At 74.4% G+C, this 25,010-nt stretch carries 18 protein-coding genes; 12 read left to right on the top strand and 6 right to left on the bottom strand.

Features of this window, described 5'->3' with window-relative positions:
• The first annotated feature begins 29 nt into the window (after nucleotides 1-29).
• Genes Q5530_RS07645 through Q5530_RS07625 form a run of 5 tightly spaced genes read left to right on the top strand, consistent with a single transcriptional unit; the run spans nucleotide 30 to nucleotide 4,491 of the window.
• Nucleotides 30-365, top strand: a complete 336-nt coding sequence (locus Q5530_RS07645) for an STAS domain-containing protein (protein WP_380640869.1) — start codon at nucleotides 30-32, stop codon at nucleotides 363-365.
• Nucleotides 362-2,506 carry a glycogen debranching protein GlgX gene (glgX, locus tag Q5530_RS07640; protein ID WP_415361539.1) on the top strand — a complete coding sequence of 715 codons (2,145 nt, stop codon included), beginning with the start codon at nucleotides 362-364 and terminating at the stop codon, nucleotides 2,504-2,506. The genes Q5530_RS07645 and glgX overlap by 4 nt, the downstream gene beginning before the upstream one ends.
• The gene (locus Q5530_RS07635; RefSeq protein ID WP_380640865.1) at nucleotides 2,503-2,823 is read left to right on the top strand and encodes an anti-sigma factor antagonist; all 321 of its coding nucleotides are present in this window, start codon (nucleotides 2,503-2,505) and stop codon (nucleotides 2,821-2,823) included. The genes glgX and Q5530_RS07635 overlap by 4 nt, the downstream gene beginning before the upstream one ends.
• On the top strand, nucleotides 2,823-3,281 hold the full coding sequence (locus Q5530_RS07630; protein ID WP_380640863.1) for an ATP-binding protein: 459 nt from the start codon (nucleotides 2,823-2,825) through the stop codon (nucleotides 3,279-3,281). The genes Q5530_RS07635 and Q5530_RS07630 overlap by 1 nt, the downstream gene beginning before the upstream one ends.
• Nucleotides 3,250-4,491 carry a PP2C family protein-serine/threonine phosphatase gene (locus tag Q5530_RS07625; protein WP_380640861.1) on the top strand — a complete coding sequence of 414 codons (1,242 nt, stop codon included), beginning with the start codon at nucleotides 3,250-3,252 and terminating at the stop codon, nucleotides 4,489-4,491. Before Q5530_RS07630 ends, Q5530_RS07625 begins: the two co-directional genes overlap by 32 nt.
• Nucleotides 4,492-4,679: 188 nt before the next feature.
• On the opposite strand, the gene Q5530_RS07620 is transcribed toward Q5530_RS07625, so the two are convergent.
• The 3 genes from Q5530_RS07620 to Q5530_RS07610 form a co-directional block, all read right to left on the bottom strand.
• On the bottom strand, nucleotides 4,680-7,607 hold the full coding sequence (locus Q5530_RS07620) for a type I polyketide synthase (RefSeq protein ID WP_415361538.1): 2,928 nt from the start codon (nucleotides 7,605-7,607) through the stop codon (nucleotides 4,680-4,682).
• A gap of 78 nt (nucleotides 7,608-7,685) precedes the next feature.
• The gene (locus Q5530_RS07615) at nucleotides 7,686-9,134 is read right to left on the bottom strand and encodes an AAA family ATPase (RefSeq protein WP_415361537.1); all 1,449 of its coding nucleotides are present in this window, start codon (nucleotides 9,132-9,134) and stop codon (nucleotides 7,686-7,688) included.
• A gap of 188 nt (nucleotides 9,135-9,322) precedes the next feature.
• The gene (locus Q5530_RS07610; RefSeq protein WP_415361536.1) at nucleotides 9,323-10,135 is read right to left on the bottom strand and encodes a helix-turn-helix transcriptional regulator; all 813 of its coding nucleotides are present in this window, start codon (nucleotides 10,133-10,135) and stop codon (nucleotides 9,323-9,325) included.
• A gap of 182 nt (nucleotides 10,136-10,317) precedes the next feature.
• Here Q5530_RS07610 and Q5530_RS07605 point away from each other — a divergent pair, with 182 nt between their 5' ends.
• The 4 genes from Q5530_RS07605 to Q5530_RS07590 all read left to right on the top strand — a co-directional run bounded on the left by Q5530_RS07605 (nucleotide 10,318) and on the right by Q5530_RS07590 (nucleotide 17,205).
• Nucleotides 10,318-11,364 (top strand): hypothetical protein, encoded by a 1,047-nt coding sequence (locus Q5530_RS07605; protein WP_415361534.1) that lies wholly within the window; start codon nucleotides 10,318-10,320, stop codon nucleotides 11,362-11,364.
• A 65-nt stretch (nucleotides 11,365-11,429) separates the two neighbouring features.
• Complete coding sequence (locus Q5530_RS07600) at nucleotides 11,430-12,644, top strand: IS701 family transposase (protein ID WP_415361532.1); 1,215 nt, start codon at nucleotides 11,430-11,432, stop codon at nucleotides 12,642-12,644.
• A complete protein-coding gene (locus Q5530_RS07595) occupies nucleotides 12,641-14,089 on the top strand; it encodes an ATP-binding protein (RefSeq protein ID WP_415361531.1) in 1,449 nt (482 codons plus the stop codon). The genes Q5530_RS07600 and Q5530_RS07595 overlap by 4 nt, the downstream gene beginning before the upstream one ends.
• A gap of 848 nt (nucleotides 14,090-14,937) precedes the next feature.
• Nucleotides 14,938-17,205: a glycoside hydrolase family 3 N-terminal domain-containing protein gene (locus tag Q5530_RS07590; RefSeq protein ID WP_415361530.1), complete on the top strand. Its 2,268-nt coding sequence runs from the start codon at nucleotides 14,938-14,940 to the stop codon at nucleotides 17,203-17,205.
• Nucleotides 17,206-17,272: 67 nt separating this feature from the next.
• On the opposite strand, the gene Q5530_RS07585 is transcribed toward Q5530_RS07590, so the two are convergent.
• A complete protein-coding gene (locus tag Q5530_RS07585) occupies nucleotides 17,273-18,070 on the bottom strand; it encodes a DMT family transporter (protein WP_415361529.1) in 798 nt (265 codons plus the stop codon).
• A gap of 314 nt (nucleotides 18,071-18,384) precedes the next feature.
• On the opposite strand from Q5530_RS07585, the gene Q5530_RS07580 reads away from it, so the two are divergent.
• Nucleotides 18,385-19,296: a LysR substrate-binding domain-containing protein gene (locus Q5530_RS07580; protein ID WP_415361528.1), complete on the top strand. Its 912-nt coding sequence runs from the start codon at nucleotides 18,385-18,387 to the stop codon at nucleotides 19,294-19,296.
• 12 nt (nucleotides 19,297-19,308) lie between these two features.
• Here Q5530_RS07580 and Q5530_RS07575 read toward each other — a convergent pair whose 3' ends face one another.
• Nucleotides 19,309-19,527, bottom strand: a complete 219-nt coding sequence (locus tag Q5530_RS07575) for a hypothetical protein (RefSeq protein ID WP_415361527.1) — start codon at nucleotides 19,525-19,527, stop codon at nucleotides 19,309-19,311.
• 340 nt (nucleotides 19,528-19,867) lie between these two features.
• Between Q5530_RS07575 and Q5530_RS07570 the strand changes: the two genes are divergently transcribed.
• Both Q5530_RS07570 and Q5530_RS07565 read left to right on the top strand, forming a co-directional pair.
• Nucleotides 19,868-21,037 carry a cytochrome P450 gene (locus Q5530_RS07570; RefSeq protein ID WP_415361526.1) on the top strand — a complete coding sequence of 390 codons (1,170 nt, stop codon included), beginning with the start codon at nucleotides 19,868-19,870 and terminating at the stop codon, nucleotides 21,035-21,037.
• 121 nt (nucleotides 21,038-21,158) lie between these two features.
• Entirely contained in the window at nucleotides 21,159-21,956 is a 798-nt protein-coding gene (locus Q5530_RS07565) for a Calx-beta domain-containing protein (RefSeq protein WP_415361525.1), read from the top strand.
• On the opposite strand, the gene Q5530_RS07560 is transcribed toward Q5530_RS07565, so the two are convergent.
• The gene (locus Q5530_RS07560; RefSeq protein WP_415361524.1) at nucleotides 21,946-24,954 is read right to left on the bottom strand and encodes an AfsR/SARP family transcriptional regulator; all 3,009 of its coding nucleotides are present in this window, start codon (nucleotides 24,952-24,954) and stop codon (nucleotides 21,946-21,948) included. The two genes, Q5530_RS07565 and Q5530_RS07560, sit on opposite strands and share 11 nt — an antisense overlap.
• Nucleotides 24,955-25,010: the final 56 nt, after the last annotated feature.

The following is a 25,010-nucleotide window of genomic DNA, read 5'->3' as shown; positions in this document are numbered from 1 at the left end:
GCGCGCGGATCGTCGACAGGGGAGCTGACATGCGGGTGGACAAGTACATGCGCGGGGCGGTCACCGTCATCGCGTTGAACGGCGAACTGGACAGCCGCACGGCGCCCGAGGTCCAGCAGAGCCTGGCCGACCTGCTGCCGTCCGACGGCACGGTGCTGCTCGACCTGAACGGCATGTCGTACATGTCGAGCGCGGGACTGCGCGTGCTCCTGCTGGTCCACCGCAAGGCGAAGGAGGAGAACGTGGAGGTGGTGCTCTCCTGCGTGCCGCAGGACGTGCACGCGGTGATGTCGGCGACGGGGTTCCTCGCCTTCTTCACCATCACCGGCTCCGTGGACGAGGGACTGGAGGCGCTGGCCGGATGAGCACCGTGCTGCCCGAGCGGATCGACGCCTACCCGACGCACCGGATCGCGGAGCACCCGGTGCGCGCAGGCCGGCTCCTGCCCTTCGGCGCCACCCCGGTGCCGGGCGGGATCAACTTCTCCGTCTACTCCAACAACGCCACCGCGATGACGCTGGTGCTGTTCCGGCGCGGCGAGCGGGAGCCCGTCGCCGAGCTGCCCATACCCGAGTGCTTCCGGATCGGCGGCGTGTACGCGATGACGGTGTACGGCCTGGACCCGGAGACGACCCAGTACGGCTACCGCGCCGACGGGCCCTTCCGGCCGGAGGAGGGGCACCGGTTCGACCCGTCCCGCGTCCTGCTCGACCCGTACGCCAGGGTGCTGGAGGGGCAGGACACCTGGGGCGTCCCGGTGGACCACGAGGACCGGTACCTCCGCCGCTGCGGGATCGCGCCGGACGACTTCGACTGGGAGGGCGACCGGCCGCTGAACCGGCCCGAGCAGGACACGGTCGTCTACGAGGCGCACGTGCGCGGGTTCACCCGGCACGACTCCTCCGGGGTGGACCAGCCGGGCACGTTCGCCGGCCTGGTGCAGAAGATCCCCTACCTGGTGGAGCTGGGCGTGACCTGCGTCGAGCTGATGCCGGTGTTCGAGTTCGACGAGATGGACAACTCCCGGGTCGACCCGACGACCGGCGCGCGGCTGCACAACTACTGGGGCTACAGCACCGTCGGGTTCTTCGCGCCGAAAGCCTCGTACGCGGCCACCGGCCGGCACGGGATGCAGGTCGACGAGCTCAAGAACCTCGTCAAGCAGCTGCACCGGGCCGGCATCGAGGTCGTGCTCGACGTGGTGTTCAACCACACCGCGGAGGGCAACGAGCTGGGGCCGACGATGTCCTTCCGCGGCCTGGACAACCGCGTCTACTACATGCTCACGCCGGACGGCCACTACTACAACTTCAGCGGCACCGGCAACACGGTGAACTGCAACCACCCGGTGGTGCGGGGCTTCGTGCTCGACTGCCTGCGCTACTGGGCCTCGGAGTTCCACGTCGACGGGTTCCGGTTCGACCTGGCCTCGATCCTCGGGCGGGCCCAGGACGGGCGGTCCCTGAGCGACCCGCCGCTGGTCGAGTCGCTCGCGAGCGACCCGGTGCTGCGGGACTGCAAGCTCATCGCGGAGGCGTGGGACGCGGGCGGGCTCTACCAGGTGGGCAGCTTCCCGGACTACTGCCGGTTCTCCGAGTGGAACGGGCGCTACCGCGACACGGTGCGCCGGTTCCTGCGCGGCGACCTGGGCGTCACCGGGGACCTGGCGACCCGCGTGGTCGGCTCGCCGGACCTCTACCAGCGGCGCGGGCCGGTGGCGTCGGTCAACTTCGTCACCGCCCACGACGGCTTCACCCTGCACGACCTGGTGTCGTACAACGAGAAGCACAACGACCGCAACGGCGAGGGCAACCGGGACGGCGACAACGCCAACCACTCGTGGAACTGCGGGGCGGAGGGCCCGACCGACGACCCGGAGGTGCTGGCGCTGCGCGCCCGCCAGCAGCGCAACGCCATGCTGCTGCTGCTGACCAGCCTCGGCGTGCCGATGATCGTCGCCGGTGACGAGGTCGGCCGGACCCAGCTGGGCAACAACAACGCGTACTGCCACGACGACGAGGTGTCGTGGTTCGACTGGCGCCTGGTGGAGCGCAACCGCGACATGCTCGCGTTCACCCGCCACGCGATCGCCTTCCGCGCCGCCCACCCGGCGCTGCGGCGGCGCAGGCACCCGACCGGTCACATGGGCGACGGGCTGTTCCCCGACGTCAGCTGGCACGGCGCGCACGCCTGGACCCCGGAGTGGTCCGGCTACAACAGGCTGATCGCCGTCATGCACTACACCCGCGACGAGGGCGTGGACGACTGCGTCTACGTCGCGGCCAACGCGCACTGGGAGCCCTGCGACCTGGAGCTGCCGGAGCTGCCCGCCCACCTGGCGTGGCACCTGTTCGCCGACACCTCGGCGCCGTACCCGCACGACTCCCGCGAACCGGGCAGCGAGCCGCGACTGACCGATCAGTCGTCCTACCGGATCGCCCCGCGCAGCGTCCTGGTGCTGGTCGCCGGGGGCAGCGCGTCGACCAGCAGAGGTGAGGACCGATGAACTTCCAAGCCAAGGCGCACACCGACGACGGCGTGGTCACCGTTCGGCTGACCGGGGACCTGGACTCCCGGTCGGCCCCCATCCTCAACGACCTGATCACCGAGGTGACCGCGGGTCCCGTCCGGCGCCTGGTGCTGCTCCTGGAGGAGCTGGCCTACCTGTCGTCCGCGGGCCTGCGGTGCCTGGTGTTCGCGCACCAGAAGCTGGGGCGCGGCGTGGACATCGTCCTGATCGGCACCCGGCCGGAGGTGGCCGAGACGATCCGGATGACCGGCTTCGACCGCAGCGTGGTCATGCAGGACCCCGTGGAGACGTGATGGTCGCGCGGCGGCTCGAACTGCGGGACGGCCGGCACGCCGGTGACGAGCTGGCCGAGTTCGTCCGCTCGCTCGCCCGGCAGGCCGGCCTGCACCCGCGGCAGGTGTACCGGCTGCGGTTGGCCGCGGACGAGATCACCACGAACATCGCGCAGCACGGCTACCGGGGGGCCGGGGGAGCCGTGACCATCGAGGGAGGGGTGGAGGAGGACGGCGTCTGGCTGCGCATCGAGGACACCGCCCCGCCGTTCGACCCCCGCGCGCACGACCCGGGACCGCGTCTGGCCACTCCTCCCGAGGAGGGGCCGGAAGGCGGTCTCGGGTTGTTCCTCGCGCTGCGGGGGCTGGACCACTTCGCCTACGACTACGTCGGCGGCCGCAACCTGAACACGCTCGTGGTGCGGCGGCCGACGAAGGGAGGAACGGATGACCGGGACGACCGTGCTGGTGATCTCTGACCACGAGCTGCCGACGCCCGAGCTGGACGGCCTGTTCGCGACCGGCGAGTTCGAACCGCGGCACCGGACCGCCGGCGAGGTGATGACCCACCCAGCCCAGGCGTTGGGGGCCGAGGTCGCGCTGGTCTCGGCGTCCCTGGGCCTCCAGCGGGTCGCCCTGATCAGCCAGCGCCTGGCCGACGCGTGCTCGTCGCCCACGGTGCTGGTCTTCCCGCAGGGCGACCTGGCCGCGCTGGAGTCGTGCGTGCTCGGCGGGTTCGACTACGTGGTGGCGCCGTACCAGCCCGCGCTGCTGCGCAGCCGGATGTCGTCGTGCCGGGAGCGCCGGCGCCTGGCGCGGGCGGTCGAGGAGATGGCCGCGGCGGCGAGCCTGCGCGAGTACGAGCAGGACCTCGACCTGGCCCGCGAGATCCAGGCCGGCTTCCTGCCCGACGCGCTGCCCGCGCCGCGCGGCTGGGACCTCTCGGCGCGCACCAAGCCGGCCCGCCAGGTCGGCGGCGACTTCTACGACGCCTTCGAGCTGGTCAACGGCCGCCGGGTGGGCTTCGTCGTGGCCGACGTGTGCGACAAGGGCGTGGGCGCCGCGCTGTTCATGGCACTCATCCGGACGCTGCTGCGGCACACCGCCGAGCACACCGGGGGCTGGGACGCGCACGACCTCGAACCGGACGTCGGCGCGGCCGCGGCCGCGGCGGCGCTGACGCCGCTGCTGTCCGTGGGCGCGGGCCCGCTGGTGCAGGCGGTCGTCGGCACGAACCGCTACCTGGCCCGCAACCACCTGCGGCAGGGCTACTTCGCCACGCTGTTCTTCGGCGTGCTCGACCCCGTGTCCGGTGCGCTGCTCTACATCAACGGCGGGCACAACCCGCCGGTCCTGGCCCGCGCGGGCGGCGGGCACGTCCTGCTCCAGCCCACCGGGCCCGCGGTCGGGATGCTGGCGGACAGCGGCTACCTGCTGCACCACGTCAACCTGGACCCGGGCGACTCGCTGCTGGTCTACACCGACGGGGTGGTGGAGGCCCGGGACACCGCCGGGGCGCAGTTCGGGATGGAGCAGCTGGTCCGCATCGCGTGCGGGTCGGCGCCCTCGGCCTCGGGCCTGCTGGACCGGGTGGACTCGGGGCTGCACGACCACATCGGGACCGCGGAGCAGTTCGACGACATCACCATGATGGCGCTGCGCCGGGAGGTGCCGGCCCCCTCGCGGTGACGGTCCCGCCGGGCGTGTCGAGGCGACGACGGTACGTGGGTGACCACGCCGTTGTCGCCTCGTCCGCCGTCGTGGGTCTTCCGCGCCCCGGCCCTCGTGCGAGGGGCGGCTCCGGCAACCCGGCCGGGTGGCGCGTGGGGGAGCGGCCCACCTTCCCCGGGAGGTGAGCCGCGTCGCGGTGGTGCCGTTCAGCCCACGACCGCCAGCCCGGTCCGCGCGTGCAGCTCGCCCGCCAGGTGGCGCAGCGACCCGGCCCCCAGCAGCAGCCTCGGCGGGACGACGATGGCCAGGTGGTCCTCCACGATCGACCGCAGCTGCATCGCGAGCAGCGAGTCGAGCCCCAGTGACGTGGCGGTGCGGTCGAGGTCGACGTCCTCGGTGTGGAGCAGCCCCGCCACCTGGTCCCGGACGTAGCGCTCGAAGTCGGCGACCGTCCGCAGCCCCGGGGACGCCGCCGCCCGGCGGTCCTCCAGGACCCTGCGGCGCGGCCGGGTGAACCAGAACGAGCGGTGCTGGAACGGGTACGCGGGCACGGGGACGTAGCGGCCCCCGGTCTGGACCCTGGCCCAGTCCACCGCCCCGCCCTCGACGTGCACGACCCCCAGGCCCTCCAGCATCGACGCGAACTGCGGGCGGTCGCGGTGCGTCGAGGCGATCGCGGCGCCCCAGCCACCGGCCCGGTCGACGCAGTCCTCCAGCGCGGGCACGAGCACCGGGTGCGGGCTGATCTCCACGAAGACGACCGGTCCCGACACCGCGACCGAGGCGACGGCCGAGCCGAACCGGACCGGTTCGCGGAGGTTGGCCATCCAGTAGTCCGCGTCCAGCCGCGTCCCGTCCACCACCCGGTCCAGCACGGTGGAGTGCAGCGGCACGGACCCGGAGGTCGGGCGCAGCCCGGCCAGGCCCGCCAGCAGCCACGGCCGCACCGGCTCCACCTGCGGCGCGTGCGAGGCGAACTCCACGTCGACGCGGCGGCAGCGCACCCCCAGCGAGCGCAGCGACTCGGTCACCTCGGCCAGCGCGTCCCGGTCGCCGGAGAGCACGGTGGCGTGCTCGCTGTTGACCACGCCGACGCAGAGCCGGTCCGCGAAGGGCTCCAGCACCCGGGCCGCCTCGCGCTCACCCACCTGCACGGCGACCATCGCGCCCGGCCCGCAGTGCTCGGCGATCAACGCGCTGCGCCGGCAGATCACCGCGGCCCCGTCGGCCACCGACAGCGCGCCGGAGACCGTCGCGGCGGCGACCTCGCCCATGCTGTGCCCCACCACCAGGTCCGGCTCGACGCCCCAGTCCCGCCACACCGCGGCCAGCGCCACCTGCACCGCCCACAGCACCGGCTGCACCTCGCGCACCGAGGTCAGCGGCGCGTCCTCGTGCAGTCGGTCGACCACCGACCAGCCGGTCTCGGCGCGCACCGCCGCGTCGCACTCCCGCAGCCGCGCGGCGAAGACCTCGTTCTCGGCCAGCAGCTCCCGGCCCATGCCGACCCACTGCGAGCCCTGGCCGGGGAACACGAAGACGATCCTCGGCGCGGTGTGGGAACCGGTCCTGGACATCGGCTTGAGGACGCCGTCCGCGTAGGCGCGCAGCCGGCGCACGAGGCCCTGCCGGTCCGGCGCCACGACGGCGAGCCGGTGCTCGTGGTGGGTCCGCCTGGTGCCCGCGCTGAAGCAGACGTCGGCGAGGTCGTCCCCGTCGAGATCCCCTGCGGTGGGGTCGCCGGTGGTGGGGTCGCCCTCGGCGAGCCGCTGCGCGTAGGCCCCGGCGAGCTGCCGCAACGCCGAGGGGCAGCGGGCCGACACCGGCAGCAGGTAGGCGGACGGCCGGTGCGCCGCATCGGGTTCCCGCACCGGCGGTGCCTCGCCGACGACGACGTGCACGTTGGTCCCGGAAAGCCCGAACGAGCTGACACCCGCGAGCGCGGGGCCGTGCCGCTCGGGCCACGGTGTCGCTGTCGACGGCAGCTCGACCGCGGCGCGGTCCCCGCCGCCCGCCGGGCCGTGCAGGGTGGCCGGGACCGTGCGGCGCTCCACCGCCAGCACGGTCTTGACCAGACCGACGAGCCCCGCGACCGCCTCGGTGTGCCCGATGTTGGTCTTCACCGACCCGACCAGGCACCGCCTGCCCGCGGGTCTGCCCTCGCCGAGGACCCGGTCCAGCACGGCCAGCTCGACCTGGTCGCCCTGGACGGTCCCGGTGCCGTGCGCCTCGACGTAGTCCACGTCGGCCGGGTGGACGCCGGCGTTGCGGTGCGCCCGGCGGATCGTGTCCTCCTGGCCCTCCTCGGAGGGGGTGGTGAGGGCGATGCTGGTGCGGCCGTTGTTGCCCGCCGCGCTGCCGAGCACCACCGCGCGGACGCGGTCGCCGTCGGCCAGCGCGTCGGCCAGCGGCTTCAGCACCACGGCCGCGGCGCCCTCCCCGCGGCCGTAGCCGTTCGCCGCCGGGCTGCCGAACTTGCTCCGCCCGTCCGGCGCCAGCACGCGTCCGCGCGTGAGCGAGTCCCAGTAGCCGCCGTCGAGCAGGGTGTTCGCCCCGGCGACGATCGCCAGGTCCGTCTCGCCGGAGCGCAGGCCCTGGCAGGCCAGGTGCACGGCCAGCAGCGAGGTCGAGCAGGTGGCGTCGAGCGCCATGCTCGGGCCGCGCAGGTCGAGCAGCCGGGAGATCCGGCCCGCGGCCGTCCCGTGCAGGCCCGAGCCGATCAGGCCGTGCATGTCGTTGGCGTCGTGCGCGCGCAGCAGGTCCCAGTAGGTGGAGCCCAGGCACGCGCTGTAGACGCCGGTGCCGGACCCGGCGAGGGCGGCCGCGGGCAGGCCGGCGTCGTCCAGCGCGGTCCACGTGGCCTCGGTGAGCATCCGGTGCTGCGGGTCCATCCGGCCGGCCTCGCGCGGCGAGATGTCGAAGAAGGCGGCGTCGAACCCGGACACGTCGTCGAGGTAACCGCCGATGCGATGCCTGGTGTGCGTCCGGGCCGCGTCGGGCGCGGCCACGCGGTCCTCCCCGTTGACGAGCAGGTCCCAGAAGCGATCGGCGTCCGGGGCGCCGGGCAGCCGGCAGGACAGGCCGATGATGGCGATCGGTTGGTCACCGTGACGGGCTGTGGGCGTTAATCCCATGGAACTCTCCCGTTCTCTAGGTATGCGGAAATCCGGTGCCCGACCCGGGGGGAGGTCGGACACCGGTGGGTGCTGTGTCTAGGACGCGAGTTCGACGGCCCCGCCGGCGATCGGCATCCGGTGCCCGACCAGCTCGGTGAGGGTGACGGCGACGTTCCAGGCGTTGTCGCGCTTGCCGCCGTGGAAGTCGCCCGCGACGGCGGTGGCCTCGGTGAGCCTGCCCGCGAGCAGGAGGGCGTCGATCAGGCAGGCGGTGAGGTAGGGCTCCATCCACGGCACGTCGTCGCGCTGGGCCCGCACCGCGATCAGGGCGCGGCGCAGGTGCGAGACGGCGATGGCGGGTGAGCCGACCGCGAGTTCGACCGCCGCGCGTGCGGCCCTGGTGAACAGCGCCGCCTCGTGGTCGCTGCCGCCGCGGTCCAGCGCGTCGAGCGAGGCGAACGCCTCGGTGGGCGAGCCGGTCACGGCCAGCAGCCACGCCCGCACCGCGAGCAGGTGCCTGCGCCGCTGGAGGTTCGTGCCGCCGGCCAGCCGGAGCAGCTCGCCGGCCTCCTCGGGGCGCCCGAGGCCGAGCGCGAGCACGAGGGCGCGGACGGGCGCGACGCGCGACCACGTCGGCTCGTCGCGCCCGAGGGAGTCGAGGAACTCCAGGGCCTCGCCGGCCCGGCCGCGCAGCAGGAGCACCCCGGCCAGCACCTCGGCGACCCGGTCCTCGGCGCCGCTCCACCGGGCCAGGCAGCACAGCTCCTCGGCGCGGTCGAGCGCCAGCTCGCGCCAGGCCCGGTGGGTGGTCTCGACGAGCGCGGTGATGCCCTCGGCGGCGAAGCCGGCCCTCCCGCCCGTGCGGCACGGGTTGAACCGCCAGACCCCGCCGTCCAGCACGACGTCGTCCGCGAGGCGCTCGCCGACCAGGTCGTGCAGCGCGCGCGGGTTGCCGCCAGTGACGGCGTGCAGCGCCTCGACGGTGGCGCGGTGGACGCGCCCGCCCAGCACGCCGCCCAGCACCGCGCCGACCTCGTCGGTGTTCAGCGGGGGCAGGCACAGGATCTGGAAGTCGCGCTCGTAGCGCAGGCAGTCGAGGGGGTCGGGGCCGGGCGCGGGGGAGACCCCGGTCGGCCTGGTGATGATCGGCAGCACGTCGCCGCGCCGGTGCAGGTCGCGCACGACGAGCATCCCCGCGTGGTCGGCCCGGTGCGCGTCGTCGACCACCAGCACCACGCGGCGACCCTCGACGCGGTCCAGGAAGGCGTCGACGGCCTTCCGCACGGCCACGCCGAGCGGCTCGGTGGTGACGAAGTCCTCGGGCAGGTGCGGGAGCACCAGGCCGAACGGCACGAGCCCGCCGTCCGGGTGGAGGTGGATCACCTCCAGGTCGGGGTCGTCCACCTGGGCCAGGGCCCGCCGCAGCGCGGTGGTGCGGCCCACGCCCGGCTCACCGGTGATCAGCAGCGGCCCCGCGTGCGCCCGGGCCACCGTCGCGCGGATGCGCTCGACCTGCTCGGTCCTGCCGACGAAGTGCCACGGCATGGCTCCTCCAAGGTTCGGTTCACGTGGACCGCGACCGGGTGCGCTGGGAGGAGCACGGCTGTCGCAGTGTCCGAAACGCCGCACCTCTGGGGGGCGGCACCTAGAAGGTGGCCGAATGCCACGTGACGGGTCAACGACGAAATAACACAGTCCTCCCTCAACTGGTCTACTACTTAGAAGCCCAATGGTTACAGCGTGTCATTCGGACCAGCGGGCAGGTGGTACGCCACCATGTAGGAGTCCGTGTCGGACGGGTAGACGACGACGAGGCGCATCGTCCGGTTACCCAGCGTGGGGTGGCACAGGGTCCGCAGCCTGCTGCGCTGCTCGATGACGTCGTGCTCCTCCCACCACAGCCGGAACTCCGCGCTGAGGCGCTTCATCTCCACCACCAGCCTGGCCAGCCGCGCGTCGTGCGGCCGGCGGGCGGGCACGGTGCGCAGCCGGGCCACGATGTCCTGGGCGTCGGACTCCCAGTCGGCGAACCGGATCCGCGCGGTCGGGTCGGTGAACATCCAACGGACCATGTTGCGCTCGGCCGGGTCGAGCGCGCCGAAGTCCGCGTACCACTCGGTCGTGGCGTGGTTCCACGCGATGACGTCGGCGCTCAGGTTGAGCGCGTAGACCGGGTACTGCCCGATGCCGGTCGTCCGCACCAGCTGCCGGATGATGTCCTCCGGCGGGAAACCCGTGTCCAGCGGCTGCGGTTCGGCCACCTGCCCGTGCGCGAGCATGTGCATGTAGCGGCGCTCGTCCTCGGACAGCAGCAGCACCCGCGCGAGGCTGTCCAGCACCTCGGACGACGGCCGGATCTTGCGGCCCTGCTCCAGGTAGCAGTACCAGGTCGGGCTCAGCCCGGCGAGCACCGCGACCTCCTCGCGCCGCAGTCCCGCGGTCCGGCGACGCGGACCGACCGGCAGCCCCACCTGTTCCGGGTTGATCCTTTCCCGTCGACTGCGCAGGAACTGCGCGAGCTCGCGCCGGCCCAGGCCGCTGTCCAACCACACCACCCCCCGGAAAAGGATATCGCCCGCCGTGTCGGGCGAGCGGGCACCGCGAGTGTGGATGGCGTCTGCGGCCGACGCAATGCTGGTACCCGGAGTACCACCACAAGCACGGTGTGGGAAACGAGCGCGCGCCGACGCATGGTAAGGGCGACGAACGGTTGAGAGAGGACTACTCGATGGGTTTCGGCCTTCTTCTCCCCCTGACCGGCCTGCTCGGCGCAGCGGTCGTGTTCGCCGGGTGGCTCAGCGTGCTGCGCACGGTGTTCACCCCGCGGCGGACCTCGACCGTTGCCGCGCGGTGGTCGGTGCGGGTGGTGGCGATGGCGGTGTTCGCCCTCGCCCGGCGCACGCCGAGGAGGCTGCGGGAGAGGGTGCTGGACACCTGTATGCCGGTGAGCGTCTTCCTCATGCTGTGGGTCTGGCTGGTCTCGCAGGTGGCGGGCTTCGGTCTGGTCGCGTTCGCGTTCGGGGTCCTGCGGCCCGAGCCCGACGAGGTGGTCCGGTTCCTCACCCTCGACGGCGGCGACTCCGGCGCCGGCCTGGCGCTGCTCGCGTGGGTCTCCTGCGCGATGGTGCTGGCCGTGTTCTTCGTGCACCTGCTCCGCCTGCTCGACTCGTTCCGCCGGCGCGAGCTGCTCGTCACCGGCGGGATGATCACGGCCGTCGTCCCGTCGGACGCCGAGGTCCTGCTCGTCGACCACCTCCGCACCGGGTCGCGAGAACGGCTCGACGGCGCGTTCGCCCAGTGGTCGGCCTGGTTGGCCGACATCCGGGCCACCCACGTCTCCTACCCGTCCCTGCTCTACTACCGGCCCGCGAGCCAGTTCGAGTGGCTGCGCGCCGCGGTCGTCGTGCTCGACGCCGCCGCGCTGGTCCAGGCCATCGCCCCGCAGTGGGCCCCGCCGCACACGAAGGCGCTGCTGCACAACGGGTCGTGCTGCCTGGAGGAGTCGGCGTCCCGGCTCGGCCTGCGCGTGCCCAGGACCGAGGTCAGCCTGCACGGCCGCGAGGAGCACGCGTTCTCCGACGCCATCGGGGCCGCCCTGTCGGCCGGCCTGCCGCCGGAGCGCACCGGCGAGGACGCCTGGCACGCCTTCCAGTCCGTGCGGACGCGGTACGCGCCGCACGTGAGCATGATCTCCGCGCACCTCATGTACGACTTCGAGCTGCCGGCGTCTCCGGATTCCGTCGCCGACGAGCGACCGAGGACCCCTGTCGCCTGAACAGCACCGGGTGCCGCCACGTCGTCGATGTCGCTTGCGTATTTTTCACCAATTTGGGGGAACAGATGAGCAAGGACAACGAGTTACCCGGTTCCGCGATCCGCGACTCCGAATATCTTTCACTTTTTTGCCAGGAGTTCTTCACGCCGTTGGCCCGATCCGACCAACGGCGGTGGGCGGAGTCGTACGTTCGCGGACTGATCCACGTGCCCGGCCGCAAATCCATTCGCAGGATATCCGATCACGTCGTCGGCTGGCGCGCCGACCAGTGCCTCCAGCAGTTCGTGAACCAGAGCCCGTGGCGCTGGGAGCCCGTCCGCCTCGGCCTGGCCCGGCACCTCTCCTCGGCGCTCGCGCCGCAGGCGTGGGTGGTGCGGGAGGTGGTGTTCCCGAAGAACGGCCGCAACTCCGTCGGGGTGGCCAAGCAGTACGTGGCCTCCGCCCGGCGGACCCTCAACTGCCAGAAGGGGATCGCGGTCTTCCTGGCCGGCCGGGAGGCGAGCGTCCCGGTGAACTGGCGGCTGATGCTGCCGCGGTGCTGGGACGCCGACCAGAAGCGGCGGTCCAGGACGCACGTGCCCGAGGAGGAGCAGCACCGCGAGTGGTGGAGCTACCTGGTCGAGGCGCTGGACGAGATGGTCGACGACTGGGGCCTGCTGCCGCCCCCGGTCGTGGTGGACGCCCGCTACGAGGTCGGTGTCGAGAACCTGGTGCGGGAACTGGGGAAGCGCGGCCTGTCCTACGTCGTCCGGGTCACCCCGGACACCCCCGCCTCGGCCGGCGCGCCCCGGACGCCGGAGCGCCAGGCCACCGCCGAGGAACTGGTGATGATGTCGGCCCGGCACGGTCGGATGACGGTCCGCTGGGGGGACCGCGCCGACAGCCCGTCGGGCAGCTCGCACTTCGCCGTGGCCACCGTTCCCGGTCCGACCGGTCCGCCGCGGATCACCCCGGGCACGCCCTACCCCCGGCCGCGCCGGGTGCTCGCCGAGTGGCCGTCCGGCCAGGTGCGGCCGAGCTCGGTGTGGCTCACCAACCTCAACGCCTCGCGGATGACCGAGCTGATCGGCCTGACCCGGCTGCCGGACCGCACCGGTGACGAGCTGGAGAGGTTGCAGGAGGACCTGGGGCTCCGGCACTTCGAGGGCCGGTCGTTCCGCGGGTGGCACCACCACGTCACCCTCGCGTCGGTCGCGCACGCCTACAGCGCCCTCTCGCGCCAGCGGGACCGGCACTACGAGCTGTCCCTGCGGCCCTACGCGGCCGGGGGCGTGCGGTGACCGGGATCGGCGAACTGCGTGAGGTCCACCTGTTCGCCGCGCTCGACGACGGGGACCTGGGGTGGCTGGCGGCGGAGGGCCGCCGGCTGCTCCTGGCCGACGGCGACGTCCTGTTCGAGGACGGCGAGACCGCCCGCCACTTCTACGTCCTGCTCGACGGCGAGCTGCTGATCACCAAGGTGGTGGACGGCCGCGAGCACGTGCTCGGCCGGCACTCGGCCCGGGTGGCGCGGCAGGTGGCGCGGGAGCCCTCGCAGCGGCCGGCCCACGACGACAAGCCGGCGGCGGCCCACCAGTTCACCGGTGAGCTGCCGCTGCTCGTCGGCGGCGGCTACCTGGCCAAGGCCACCGCGGTCGGGCCGACCACCCTGCTGGCCTACGACAAGCCCTCGTTCCTGGAGATCCTGCGGCGCTGTCCGCAGGTGTGCCAGGTGCTGCTGCCGGTGCTGGCCTGGCGGATCCACTCCTACGAGGCCCACGCGGGCCGGCGGGCGATGCTGGAGGGGCTGGGCACGCTCACCGCCGGGCTCGTGCACGAGCTGAACAACCCGGTCGCCGCCATCTCGCGGTCGGCGGCCGAGCTGGGCGGGGCGGTGCGCGAGCTGTCCGACTGGGTGCTGAGGTGGGGCGGGACCTCGCTGCCCCGGCAGCGCGAGGTGGTCGACGCGGTGCTGGCCCGCGCGGCGGAGCACGAGCACTCGAACCGGACGCGGGACGCGTTCGCCGCCGCCGAGCTGGGCGACGCGGTGCGGGACTGGTTGGACGCGCGCGGCGTGACGGGCCTCGACGGCCTGGACGTGGTGCTCGCCGACCACGACGTGACGCCCGACGTGCTGGCGGAGGTGGAGCGGGCGGTCGGGCCCGAGGTGCTCGAAGCGGCGGTCGGGTACCTGGGGCTCACGCTCTACAGCCGGTCGCTGGTCAAGGACGTGTCCGAGGCGGGCCGGCGGATCAGCGCGCTGCTGGGGTCCACCAAGGCGTACGCGAACCTCGACCGGGCGCCGGAGCAGGTCGTCGACCTGACCGAGGGGCTGGAGGCGACCCTGACCATGCAGTCGCGGCGGCTGACCGGTGTCCGCGTCCGGCGGGACTACGCCGACCTGCCGCCGCTGCGGGTCTACCCGAGCGAGCTGAACCAGGTGTGGACCAACCTGGTGGACAACGCCGTCGACGCCATGGACGGCACCGGGGAGCTGCGCATCAGCACCAAGCTGGAGGCGCACCACGCGGTCGTGGAGATCCGGGACTCGGGTCCGGGCATCCCGCCCGACGTGCTGCCGATGCTGTTCCAGCCGTTCTTCACGACGAAGGACATCGGCCAGGGCACCGGGTTGGGCCTGCACCTGAGCCACGACATCATCAGCCAGCGGCACAACGGCTCCATCGACGTCACGTCGGTCCCGGGCGACACCCGCTTCACGGTGCGCCTGCCGCTCATGACGTGACGTGGGGACCGGGACCGGCGCGCGACGCCGGTCCCGTCGCCCACCTCGACCGCGTCACGCCGCGTGACCGGCCGGAGACGTCGGCGCCCTGCCGCCTCGCTGCCCCGTAGTGCCCCGCTGCCTCTGCGGCGGGCGTCGATGCCGGCTCGCCGTCGTGGGCGAGCCGCTTCGGTGACCACCCGAACACCGACAGGTGATGCGCCGCACGGGCGGGACCGAGATTCCCGGTAATCGGGGCGGGTACCGGATCCCGGGCAACCTGAACCGCAGGTGTGTACGGCCTTATGCGCAAGAGGTACGCTCGAACGCGCGACGCCCGTGCGCGGAAGACGGGCTACGGACATCCACGAAATTCACCACCAGAACACCACGGGTGATGAGAGCGCTCTCACAGCATTGTGGGAGCGTTCCCGCGCGTCCACCGGGGTGTCCGTGGTGACAACCCGTCACCACGACGATGGAGAACACGCCATGCTCCACCCGCGCAGGACCGCGATCGCCGGGACGACGGCGGCACCCGGTCGACATGCCCGCTGAGCCGGGTCTCGCGGGGCTGGGTGCGGTGGGGGTCCACGTGCGCGGCGTCCACGCGTGGTCCGCGGTCCGCGGTGGAACCGGGGCGACGACCGCCCCGGCCCCGGCGCCGGTCCCGGTCCGGCCGCCCGACTCGACCTCCCAGGCGGTCCAGGCGCCGTGACGACCCGCCGCCCCCGGCCGCACCGCGCCGGCCCCCTGCGTCGGTACCGGGTCCCGCAACCGCCCCTCCCGACCACCTCACGCGCACGCGCAGCCGCCGCACGTGCCGCGGCGCCGCAACCGCCGTGGCCTGGACACACCCCGGAGAACCCATGGATCACGACGTGCCCTTCCTCGACGCCACCCGGTCGATCGCGGAGCGGGTGGCCGACCTGCTGGAACGCATGACCCTGCCCGAGAAGGTGGGGCAGATGATGCAGCTGGACTCGCGGGAGGACCTGGACGACCACGTGCTGCACAAGCACGTCGGCTCGATCCTGCACACCTCCCCCGAACGGGTCGTGCGCGCCCACGAGCTGACCGCCCGCACGCGCCTGCGCGTCCCGCTGCTGGTCGCCGAGGACTGCATCCACGGGCACTCCTTCCACGAGGGCGCGACGATCTTCCCCACCCAGCTCGGCATGGCCGCGACGTGGGACCCGGACCTGGTCGAGCGCGTGGCGCGGGCCACCGCCGTCGAGGTGGCCGCCACCGGCGTGCACTGGACCTTCTCGCCCGTCCTGTGCATCTCGCGCGACCTGCGGTGGGGCCGGGTGGACGAGACCTTCGGCGAGGACCCGGTGCTCATCGGCGAGCTGGCCTCGGCGATGGTGCGCGGCTACCAGGGCGACGGGCTCACCGACCCCACCGCCATCCTCGCCACCGCCAAGCACTTCGCCGGCTACTCCGAGACGCAGGGCGGCCGGGACGCCAGCGAGGCCGACCTGTCCCGGCGCAAGCTGCGCTCGTGGTTCCTGCCGCCGTTCGAGCGGGTCGCCCGCGAGGGCTGCCGCACCTTCATGCTCGGCTACCAGACCACCGACGGCGTGCCGATCACGGTCAACTCGTGGCTGCTCGACGAGGTGCTGCGCGGCGAGTGGGGCTACACCGGCACGCTGGTCACCGACTGGGACAACGTCGGGCGCATGGTCTGGGAGCAGCGGGTGCAGCCGGACTACACCCACGCCGCCGCGGCGGCCGTCCGGGCGGGCAACGACATGATCATGACCACGCCCGGGTTCTTCGAGGGCGCGCTCCAGGCCGTCGAGCTGGGTCTGCTCACCGAGGCCGACCTGGACCGGGCCGTGGCCCGCATCCTGGCCCTGAAGTTCGAGCTCGGCCTGTTCGAGGACCCCCGCCACCCCGACGCCGGGCGGCAGCGCGCCGTGATCAACCACCCCGACCACGCCGCGCTCAACCTGGAGGTGGCGCGGCGCTCCCTCGTGCTGCTGCGCAACGGCGGCGTCCTGCCGCTGGAGGGGGGAGCCACCGCCGGGTCGGCCCCCCGCCGGGTCGCGGTCGTCGGACCGCTGGCCGACGACGCCCAGACCCAGCTCGGCGACTGGGCGGGCTCGTCGGGCCAGGCGGACTGGCTGCCCGACGGCCAGCCGCGCGAGATGATCACCACGGTGCTCGACGGCCTGCGCGACCTGGTGCCCGCCGGGTGGGAGGTGGTCCACGCCAGGGGCGCGGACATCCTCGCCCTCGCGCCGGACCCCGAGGGCGACACCTTCCCCGACGGCCAGCCCCGCCCGCAGGTGGTCGTGCCGTGCCCGCCGGACGAGGCCCTGATCGCGGAGGCCGTCGCCGCCGCGCGCGACGCCGACTACGTGGTCGCCGTGGTGGGCGACCGCATCGAGCTGGTGGGGGAGGGCCGCTCCACCGCCACCCTCGACCTCATCGGCGGCCAGATCGCCCTGCTCGACGCCCTCGCCGCGACCGGCACCCCGCTGGTCGTGGTCCTGCTGGCCTCCAAGCCCCTGGTGCTGCCGCCCTCGGCCCTCGGCGCGGCCGCGCTGCTGTGGGTGGCCAACCCCGGGATGAAGGGCGGGCGCGCGATCGCGGAGGTGCTGCTCGGCCTGGTCGAGCCCAGCGGGCGCCTGCCGATCTCCTTCGCCCGCCACGTGGGCCAGCAGCCCACCTACTACAACCAGGTCCGCGGCCAGCACGGCAGCCGCTACGCCGACCACACGCAGGACCCGGCCTTCGCCTTCGGCGAGGGGCTGTCCTACACCGAGGTCGAGTACACCGACCTCCGCGTGGAGACCCCCGTGCTCGGGCCCGACGACCACCTCCGGGCGACCGTCACCCTGCGCAACGCGGGCGCCCGGCCGGCCCGCGAGACGGTGCAGGTCTACGTCAGCGACACCGTGACCTCCGCCAGCTGGGCGGACCGGGAGCTCAAGGCGTTCCGGCAGGTCGACCTGGCCCCCGGCGAGACCGCGACGGTGCGCCTGGACCTCCCCGTGGCCGACTGCACCATCGTGGACGCGCAGGGCCGCCGGGTGGTCGAGCCGGGCGAGTTCGTCCTGCTCGTCGGCCCCTCGTCCCGGGACGAGGCGCTGCGGAGGGCCGGTTTCACGGTGAAGAGCCCAGCCTGAACGCGCCGCCGCCCCGGACGTGGAGTGCTCCCCTGGAACACTCCGCGTCCGGGGCGGCCCGCGCGGTTCAGCGCCGCGCCTTGCCGACGAACGCCACCGACGCGAGCACGACGCAGCAGCCCGTCAGTTGCAGCGTGCTCGGCCGTTCTTCGAGCAGCGCGATGCCCAGCAGGATGGCGATCACCGGTTGCAGCAGCATCAGGGTCGCGCCGGTGGAGCTCGACAGCCTCGGCAGGGCCGTCGAGATCAGGAGCCAGCCGACGACCTGGCCCACGAGTGCCAGCGCCAGCAGCCAGCCGAGGGCCGGCCAGCCCGGCGTGAGGTCCAGCCGGTCGGTGGGCACGCCGAGGACCGCGGCGACGACGCCCGCGGACACCGTGGCCAGGCACAGCGTGTGCTCCCGCGCGCCGGGCCCGGTGCTGTGCCGGATCATCAGCAGGTAGGCGGCGTAGCCGAGGCCCGCGCCCAGCGCGAGCACCGCGCCCAGCACCGGGTCGGCGCCGAACGCGGGCGTCCCGGCGAGCCCGCCCGCCAGCACGATGCCGCCCAGCAGCACCGGCACCGCCACCAGGAACCGCTTCGACGGCCGTTCCCCGTGCACCAGGAACGCCACCGCGGGCACGATGACCACCTGCACCGACAGGACCACCGTCGCCACGCCCGCGCCGACGAGGCCGATGGCGTCGCCCCACAGCACGAAGTCCACGCCGAGCCCGACGCCGGCCAGCAGCGGCAGCAGCACCCGGCGGCGCGCCGTGCCGCGCCGGCGTTCCCACCACACCAGCGCCAGCAGCACCGGCAGCGACAGCAGGCAGCGCCAGAACGCGCTGGTGCTGCCGGTGGTCCCGGACACCTTGATGAACACCGACGACAGGGCGATGCAGGAGCTGCCCGCGGCGGCGAGCAGGGCCGGGTTGACGCGCCGAGGGGTGGGGTGGGCTGCGGTGGGGTGTGGTCCGGTGGGGTGTGCCGCGGTGGGTTGGGCTGCCGTGGGGTGGGCTGCCGTGGGGTGGGCTGCCGTGGGTTGGGCCGCGGTGGGGTGGGCCACCGTGGGGTGCGGCTCCGTGGGGTGTGGTCCGGCGGGGTGCGGTCCGGTGGTGGTCACACCCCTCAGCCTCGACCGCCGGACCGTCAAGCACCAGCGAATGTTCCTGCACGGAACCCGGTAGCATCTCTTCCGTGTTCAGCCTGGAGAGGATGCGCGCCCTGCACGCCCTGGCGACGCACGGGACGGTGGCCGCGGCGGCCACCGCGCTGCACCTGACCCCGTCCGGGGTGTCCCAGCAGCTCGGGAAGCTGGAGCGGGAGGCCGGGCAGCGGCTGCTGGAGCCACGGGGGCGCGGCGTCCGCCTCACCACCGCCGGGCACGTGCTGGCCCGGCACGCCGAACGCATCCTGGCCCAGGTCGAGCAGGCCAGGGTGGACCTGGAGCTGCTGCGCGAGGACGTCACCGGCACGGTGCGCGTCGGCGCCATCCCCACCACGCTGCACGCGCTGCTGCCGCCGGCGCTGGCGCTGCTGCGCGACCGGCACCAGGGCCTGGAGGTCGCCCTGGAGGAGGGCGAGGCGGAGGAGACCCTGCCGCGCATCGTGGCCGGCGGGCTCGACGTGGCGGTGCTGGACAGCTGGGAGCACCGGCCGGCGGTCGTGCCGCCCACCACCTCCCGCACGACCCTGCTGCACGACGTGGCCGACCTGGCGCTGCCCGCGTCCCACCGGCTGGCGCACCGCAAGGTCGTGGACCTGGCCGAGGTCGACGACATCCCGTGGATCGGCTGGAGCGCGGGCTCCGGCTGCCTCGACTGGCTCGCGCACGTGCTGCGCCACCACGGCGCGGGGGCGCGGATCAGCTGCGCGATCGGCAACTACCCCACCCAGCTGGCCCTGGTCGCGGGCAACGTGGGCGCGGCGGTCGTGCCGCGCCTGGGTCGGGACTCGGTGCCGGACGGCGTGCGCGTCCTGGCCACCCGCCCGGCGCTCAACCGCGTCATCTACGCGGTGACCAGGTCCGAGGACGACGAGCGGGGCGTGGTCCGCGCCTGCGTGGACGCCCTGACCGCCGCCTCGGAGCGCTTCGGCAACCTGGTCTGAGGTCTGGAGTTCTCAGGTTCGGGTGAGGAACACCCAGTAGAGGTCCCAGGCGTTGTTCTTCGGGTCGCAGACGTAGTAGTCCACGCCCCACGGCTGCTCTTCTCGGGCGTAGGTGTGGCACGCCTGGGCGGTCGGGTAGGTGGCGACGTACTGCCAGTAGTCCATCGGGGCCGCCTGGGCGGGTGCGGCCACCCCCAACGCGATGGCCGCCGCCAGAACTGCTGCGCGCATGGTGAACCCTTTCTTGGAAAACGCTTTCCGCGCGGCGGTGACCCGATCACAGCACATCGGTGGGGGATGGGGCAACGCCGCTCCTCGGCCACGCCTCCCGCTGCCGAGCCCCACCACCCGGCTCCCGTGCCCCGCCACCCGGCTCCCCGTGCCCCACCGCCCGCCTCCCCGCGCGCCGGGCCGTAGCCCGCAGCCCTCGCCCCGCAACCCCGGCCTGCCCCACCCCGGGCACCGGGATCGCCCGGACGGGTCGTTCCGCCACCACCACCTTGTTGGGTGCGGGATACCGCAATACCGTCGCCCGTGTCGACATGCGGCGGCACGACCAACGGGGGTCACCATGACCGTCCAGTTGCCCTTCGACCGGGACCACCCCCTGCGCACCCCGCCCGCGCTGAGCGCGCTGATCCACCGCGGCCCCGTGCACCGCGTGCGCACGGTCGTCGGCGACGAGGGCTGGCTGGTCACCGACTACGCCGAGGTCCGCGCCCTGCTCTCGGACGACCGCCTCGGCCGCGCCCACCGCGAGCCCGCCACCGCCGCCCGCGCCGGGGCGTCGGCCCTGTTCGGCGGGCCCATGGGCGACTTCGACACCGAGCGCGCCGACCACCTCCGGATGCGGCGCCTGCTCCAACCGCACTTCACGCCCCGCCGGATGCGCGTGCTCCAACCGCGCGTCGAGGCCCTCGCGGACCGGCTGCTCGACGAGATGGCGGACTTCACCCCACCGGTCGACCTGCACCAGGTGCTCGCGCTGCCCCTGCCGATCCTGGTGATCTGCGAGCTGATCGGCGTGCCCTACGCCGACCGCGACGACTTCCGGGCCTGGAGCGACGCCGCGGGGGACGTCCGCGACGCCGCCCGCTCGTTCGAGGGACTGGGCCGGCTGTACGAGTACGGCCGGCGGCTGGTCGCCCGCAAGCGCGTGGAACCGGCCGACGACGTGCTGTCGTGGCTCTGCGAGTCCGCGGACGTCGGCGACGAGGAAGCCGCGGTGCTGTCGATGGGCCTGCTGTTCGCCGGGCACGAGACGACCGTCGTGCAGATCGGGATGGGCGCGCTGGGGCTGCTGGCCGAGCCCGACCAGTGGCGGGCGCTGGCGGAGGACCCCGGCCTGGTGCCGGGCGCGGTGGACGAGATCATGCGCATCCCGGGGAGCAGCGGGGGAGGGGTGCCGCGCTACGCGCGGGTCGACCTGGAGGTCTGCGGGGTGGCGATCCGGGCGGGCGACCTCGTCCTGCTCGACATCGGCGCGGCCAACCACGACCCGGCGGTCTTCCCCGACCCCGACCGGGTGGACGTGTCCCGCCGCGCCGCGCACCACCTGTCCTTCGGCCAGGGCCTGCACTACTGCATCGGCGCGCCCCTGGCCCGCATCGAGCTGCAGGCGGTGTTCTCCCGCCTGCCCGCCCGCTTCCCGACCCTGCGGCCGGCCGTGCCGCCGGAGGGGCTGCGGCTGCGCGAGGACACCCTGACCGGGGGCCTGACGGCGCTGCCGGTGACCTGGTGACCCCGCCGACCGGCCCCCGGCGCACAACCGATCTGCAACCCGGTCCCCGTAGTCAGTCCCGGGAGCGGACGCGGGGAAGCTTCCGCCGGGAAGCGCGGGGTGATGAGCGTTGGGGTGGTGCATGAGGAAGACGACGTTGTGGGTCCTCGCCTCGGTGGTGCTGGCGGGTCTCGTCGTGCCGGCCGGGGCCACGGCCGGCACGGGCGCCGCGTGCGCGCCGGCGACCGTGGAGGTCGGGGACGTGGCGCAGGCCGAGGGCACGGGCGGGACGACCCTGTTCCGCTTCCCCGTGTCGGTGGCGGTGGCGCCGGGGTGCGTGGCGACCGGCTCGGTGCGGTACCGCACGGTCGACGGGGCGTCGGCCGACCGGGACCCCGGGCGGGCCGGGTCCGACTACGCCGCCGGGTCGGGGGTGCTGACCTGGCAGGGCGACACCGCCACCAGGTACGTCACCGTCGCCGTGGCGGGTGACGCCGCGCCGGAGCGGGTCGAGGTGTTCTGGGTGTCGCTCGACCTGCCCACCGGGGTGCTGATCACCGGGCGCAGCGGGGCGGGCTGGATCACCGACGACGACTCGCCGGCCTGCCCGCCCGGCGAGAACTGCGACGGGTCGCTGTCCACCGAGGGCACGGGCGTGTGCTGGCGGCTCTCCTGCCCGGCGAGCGCGCACTTCTCGGCCACGGTGGCCGACACCCGGCACGTGCGCGTGCGCACGCTCGACAACGGCGGCGCCGGGCTGGGCTACGTGCCGGTCGAGGACCTGGTCCTCACCGTGCCGCCCGGTTCCCGGCGGGCCGTCGTGCGGTTCACCATCACCGCGCCACCGGGTCAGGAGGTGCGCATCCCGGTGGAGTTCTTCTCGCCCTCGTCCGGGACGCCGGGCAACATGCGCACCGTGCTGACGCTGGTCAAGAGCTGACCACCGGGCCCGTCACGGCCTCGGCCTCGGCCGTCGCGTTCTCCTGCCGGTACAGCTCGCCCGCGCGGGCCCGGTGGGAGGCCGCGGCGGCCCCGTCGCCCGAGCGCTCCTCCAGCTCGGCGAGGTGGCGGTGCACGGTGGCGTGCTCGTAGCCGTCCGGCACGGTGCGGCGCACCGCCAGGGCCCGCTCCAGGTGCTCGCGCGCGGCGTCCAGGTCGCCCCGGCCCAGGCACGCCTGGCCGAGCCGGTCCAGCGCGACCGCCTCCACGTGCGGGTGGCGGTGCTCCCGGCTGATCGCCAGCGCCAGCTCGAACCGGTCCGCGGCGGCGGCGAAGTCCTCCCGCAGCAGGTGCACCGCGCCGGTGTGCAGCAGGGTCTCCATCTCCATCCACACGTACCCGGTGCGGCGGGTCAGCTCCAGCGCCTCGGCGAGGGTGGCCAGCGCCTGCCGGTGGTCACCCAGCGCCATGCGCGCCTCCCCGAGGGTGTCCAGGGTGGCGGCCTCCAGCCGGGGCGCGTCCAGCCGTCGGAACCGGGCCAGGGCGTCGAGCAGCGGTTCCAGCGCCTCCCCGGCCCGGCCGGTGCGGACCAGGGTGTTGCCGAGGTTGCGCTGCGACAGCGCGAGCCCCAGGTGGTTGCCCGCCGACCGGCACCGGGCCACCGCCAGCCGGTGGGCCGCGACCGCCTCGTCGAAGCGGCGCAGCTCGGCGTAGGTGTTGGCGAGGTTGTTGTAGACGTGCCCCTCGCCGTCGAGGTCGCCCGCGGCGCGGGCCGCCTGGAGCGCCAGGACGTGCGTGTCCAGCGCCTCGTGCAGCCGCCGCGTCATGTAGTGCGCCACGCCCAGCGCCCGCAGCATCTCGGCCTCGGCCAGCGGGTCGCCCAGCTCGCCCGCCGCCGCGGTGCCCTGCCGGCACAGCTCCACGCGTTCCCGCCAGTGCCCGGTGGCGTCGTAGAAGCTGGTCAGCAGGTAGGTGAACTGCCAGGCGGCGGCCAGTCGGCCGGTCTCCCGGGCGAAGCGGGCCACGGGCACCAGGTTGGGCCGCTCGGCCTCCAGCAGCGCCAGCGCCCCCTGCTGGTCGGCCAGGGGCGGCAGGTCCGGTGCGGGGTGGCGCGGGGTCGGCGTCACCAGGTCGCGCCGGGGGTCCAGCACCCGGTTGGCGCGGTCGGCCACCAGCAGGTACCAGTCCACCAGCCGGTGGCCGACCTCGGTGGTGGCCGCCTCGGTCTCGTCCTCGCGGGCGCGCTGCCGGGCGAACTCGCGGATCAGGTCGTGGAACCGGTAGCGGTCCGGGCCCACCGCCGTGATCAGGTGCGCCGCGCGCAGCTCGCGCGCCGCCGCCCGCCCCACCTCCAGGGGCACGTCGCACAGGGCCGCGCCCAGCGAGGCGGTGAACGTGGTGCCCGGCGCGAGCCCCAGCAGCCGGAACATCCGCGTCTGGGACAGCTCCAGCGGCAGGTAGGCGCTGGTCAGCACGGTGCGCACGGTGCGGGTGTCGCCGTCGACGGCCAGCGCGCCGAGCCGGTCGGCGCCGGCCAGCTCCGCCGCCAGCCCGGCGATCGGCGCGGCGGGCTCGCCGGTCAGCCGCGCGGCGGCGATCCGCAGCGCCAGCGGCATCCCGCCGCACAGCCGGGCCAGGCGCGCGGTCGGCCCGCGCTCCCGCTCCACCCGCCGCGCGCCGAGCACCCTGGCCAGCAGCGCCACCGACGACCGGTGCGCCAGCACGTCCAGCGCCAGCGGCCGCACCGCGCAGTACGCGGCCAGCGCGGCCGGTGACCGCCGGCCGGTGACCAGCAGGAGGCTGCCGCCCGCGCCCGGCACCAGCGGCAGCACCTGCTCGACGGGCCCGGCGTCGTCCGCGACGACCAGGCACCGCTTGTCCCGCAGCAGGGACCGGTACAGCGCGGCGCGCTCGGCGGTCCCGCCGGGCAGCCGGTCCTCGGGCAGGCCCAGGCTGCGCAGCAGGTGCGCCAGGGCGTCGGCGGCGGTCGCCGCGCGCCGCGCGTCGTGGCCGCGCAGGTCGAGGAACACCTGGCCGTCGGGGAACCGGTGCGCGACCCGGTGCGCCCACTCCACCGCCAGCGCCGTCTTGCCCACGCCCGCCGCGCCCGACACGACCACCACGGGCTGGTCGTCGTCCGGCTCGTCGAGCACCCGGTCCAGCTCGGCCAGCTCGTCGTCGCGACCGGTGAAGTAGCCCGCGCGGGCCGGGAGCTGCGCGGGTCCGGCCCCGGCCGCCGGCGCGCCGCTCAGCGCCGGGTCGCGGCGCACGACCGCGCTGTGCAGGGCCAGCAGCCGCGGTCCGGGTTCGGCGCCCAGCTCCTCGGCGATCCGCCTGCGGGCCCGGTGCAGCGCGGCCAGGGCCTCGGTGTGCCTGCCACCGCGGTACAGCGCCAGCACGTGCAGCTCGACCAGCCCCTCCCGCGCCGGGTGCTCGGCCAGCAGCCGCGGCAGCTGCTCGGCGGCCCCGGCGTGGTTGCCCAGCCGCAGCTCGGCGTCCCACCGGCCCTCCAGCGCGGACAGGCGCAGCTCGTGCAGCCGCTCCACCTCGCGCACGCCCCAGCCCGACAGCGGCGCGTCGGCGAACGGCTCGCCCCGCCACAGCTCCGCCGCCGCCCGGAACCCCGCCAGCGCCTCGGTCGCCGCGCCCAGCTCCGCGGCCCGCGCCGCCGCCCGGACCTGCTGCTCGAACCGCAGCGCGTCCACCAGCTCCGGCGGCACGTCCAGCGCGTAGCCGGGGTTGCTGGTGCGCAGGACCGGGCCGAGACCGCACGCGTCCAGCGCCTGCCGCAGGCGCGCCACGTGGCTGTGCAGCGTCCGCACGGCGGTGCGCGGCGGGTCCTCGCCCCAGACCGCGTCGACCAGCCGCCCCACCGGCAGCACCTGCCCGGCGTGCAGGGCCAGCAGCCCCAGCACCGCCCGCTGCCGCGCGCCCCGCAGCGTCGCCGGCCCCGCCGGGCCGATAGCGCGCACGCGGCCGAGCAACCCCAGCTCGACCACGTCGACCCCTTCCTCACCACAAGGTCAACCGAGCGTAATCAGTCGTGTCGGCTCCG

The sequence above is a fragment of the Saccharothrix sp. BKS2 genome (genome assembly GCF_047689505.1).
GTDB classification, from domain to species: domain Bacteria; phylum Actinomycetota; class Actinomycetes; order Mycobacteriales; family Pseudonocardiaceae; genus Actinosynnema; species Actinosynnema lopnurensis.
The sequence above is the reverse complement of the archived record's forward strand: the minus strand, read 5'-3'. Positions and strand labels throughout refer to the sequence as shown.

Bases quoted from the DNA above. Each gene is read 5' to 3' on its own strand.
- Q5530_RS07645 (WP_380640869.1), top strand. From the start codon at position 30: ATGCGGGTGGACAAGTACATGCGCGGGGCGGTCACCGTCATCGCGTTG.
- Q5530_RS07600 (WP_415361532.1), top strand. From the start codon at position 11,430: ATGAGCAAGGACAACGAGTTACCCGGTTCCGCGATCCGCGACTCCGAA.
- Q5530_RS07615 (WP_415361537.1), bottom strand. From the start codon at position 9,134: ATGCCGTGGCACTTCGTCGGCAGGACCGAGCAGGTCGAGCGCATCCGC.
- Q5530_RS07635 (WP_380640865.1), top strand. From the start codon at position 2,503: ATGAACTTCCAAGCCAAGGCGCACACCGACGACGGCGTGGTCACCGTT.
- Q5530_RS07620 (WP_415361538.1), bottom strand. From the start codon at position 7,607: ATGGGATTAACGCCCACAGCCCGTCACGGTGACCAACCGATCGCCATC.
- Q5530_RS07630 (WP_380640863.1), top strand. From the start codon at position 2,823: ATGGTCGCGCGGCGGCTCGAACTGCGGGACGGCCGGCACGCCGGTGAC.
- Q5530_RS07605 (WP_415361534.1), top strand. From the start codon at position 10,318: ATGGGTTTCGGCCTTCTTCTCCCCCTGACCGGCCTGCTCGGCGCAGCG.
- Q5530_RS07575 (WP_415361527.1), bottom strand. From the start codon at position 19,527: ATGCGCGCAGCAGTTCTGGCGGCGGCCATCGCGTTGGGGGTGGCCGCA.
- Q5530_RS07590 (WP_415361530.1), top strand. From the start codon at position 14,938: ATGGATCACGACGTGCCCTTCCTCGACGCCACCCGGTCGATCGCGGAG.
- Q5530_RS07570 (WP_415361526.1), top strand. From the start codon at position 19,868: ATGACCGTCCAGTTGCCCTTCGACCGGGACCACCCCCTGCGCACCCCG.
- glgX (WP_415361539.1), top strand. From the start codon at position 362: ATGAGCACCGTGCTGCCCGAGCGGATCGACGCCTACCCGACGCACCGG.
- Q5530_RS07565 (WP_415361525.1), top strand. From the start codon at position 21,159: ATGAGGAAGACGACGTTGTGGGTCCTCGCCTCGGTGGTGCTGGCGGGT.
- Q5530_RS07625 (WP_380640861.1), top strand. From the start codon at position 3,250: ATGACCGGGACGACCGTGCTGGTGATCTCTGACCACGAGCTGCCGACG.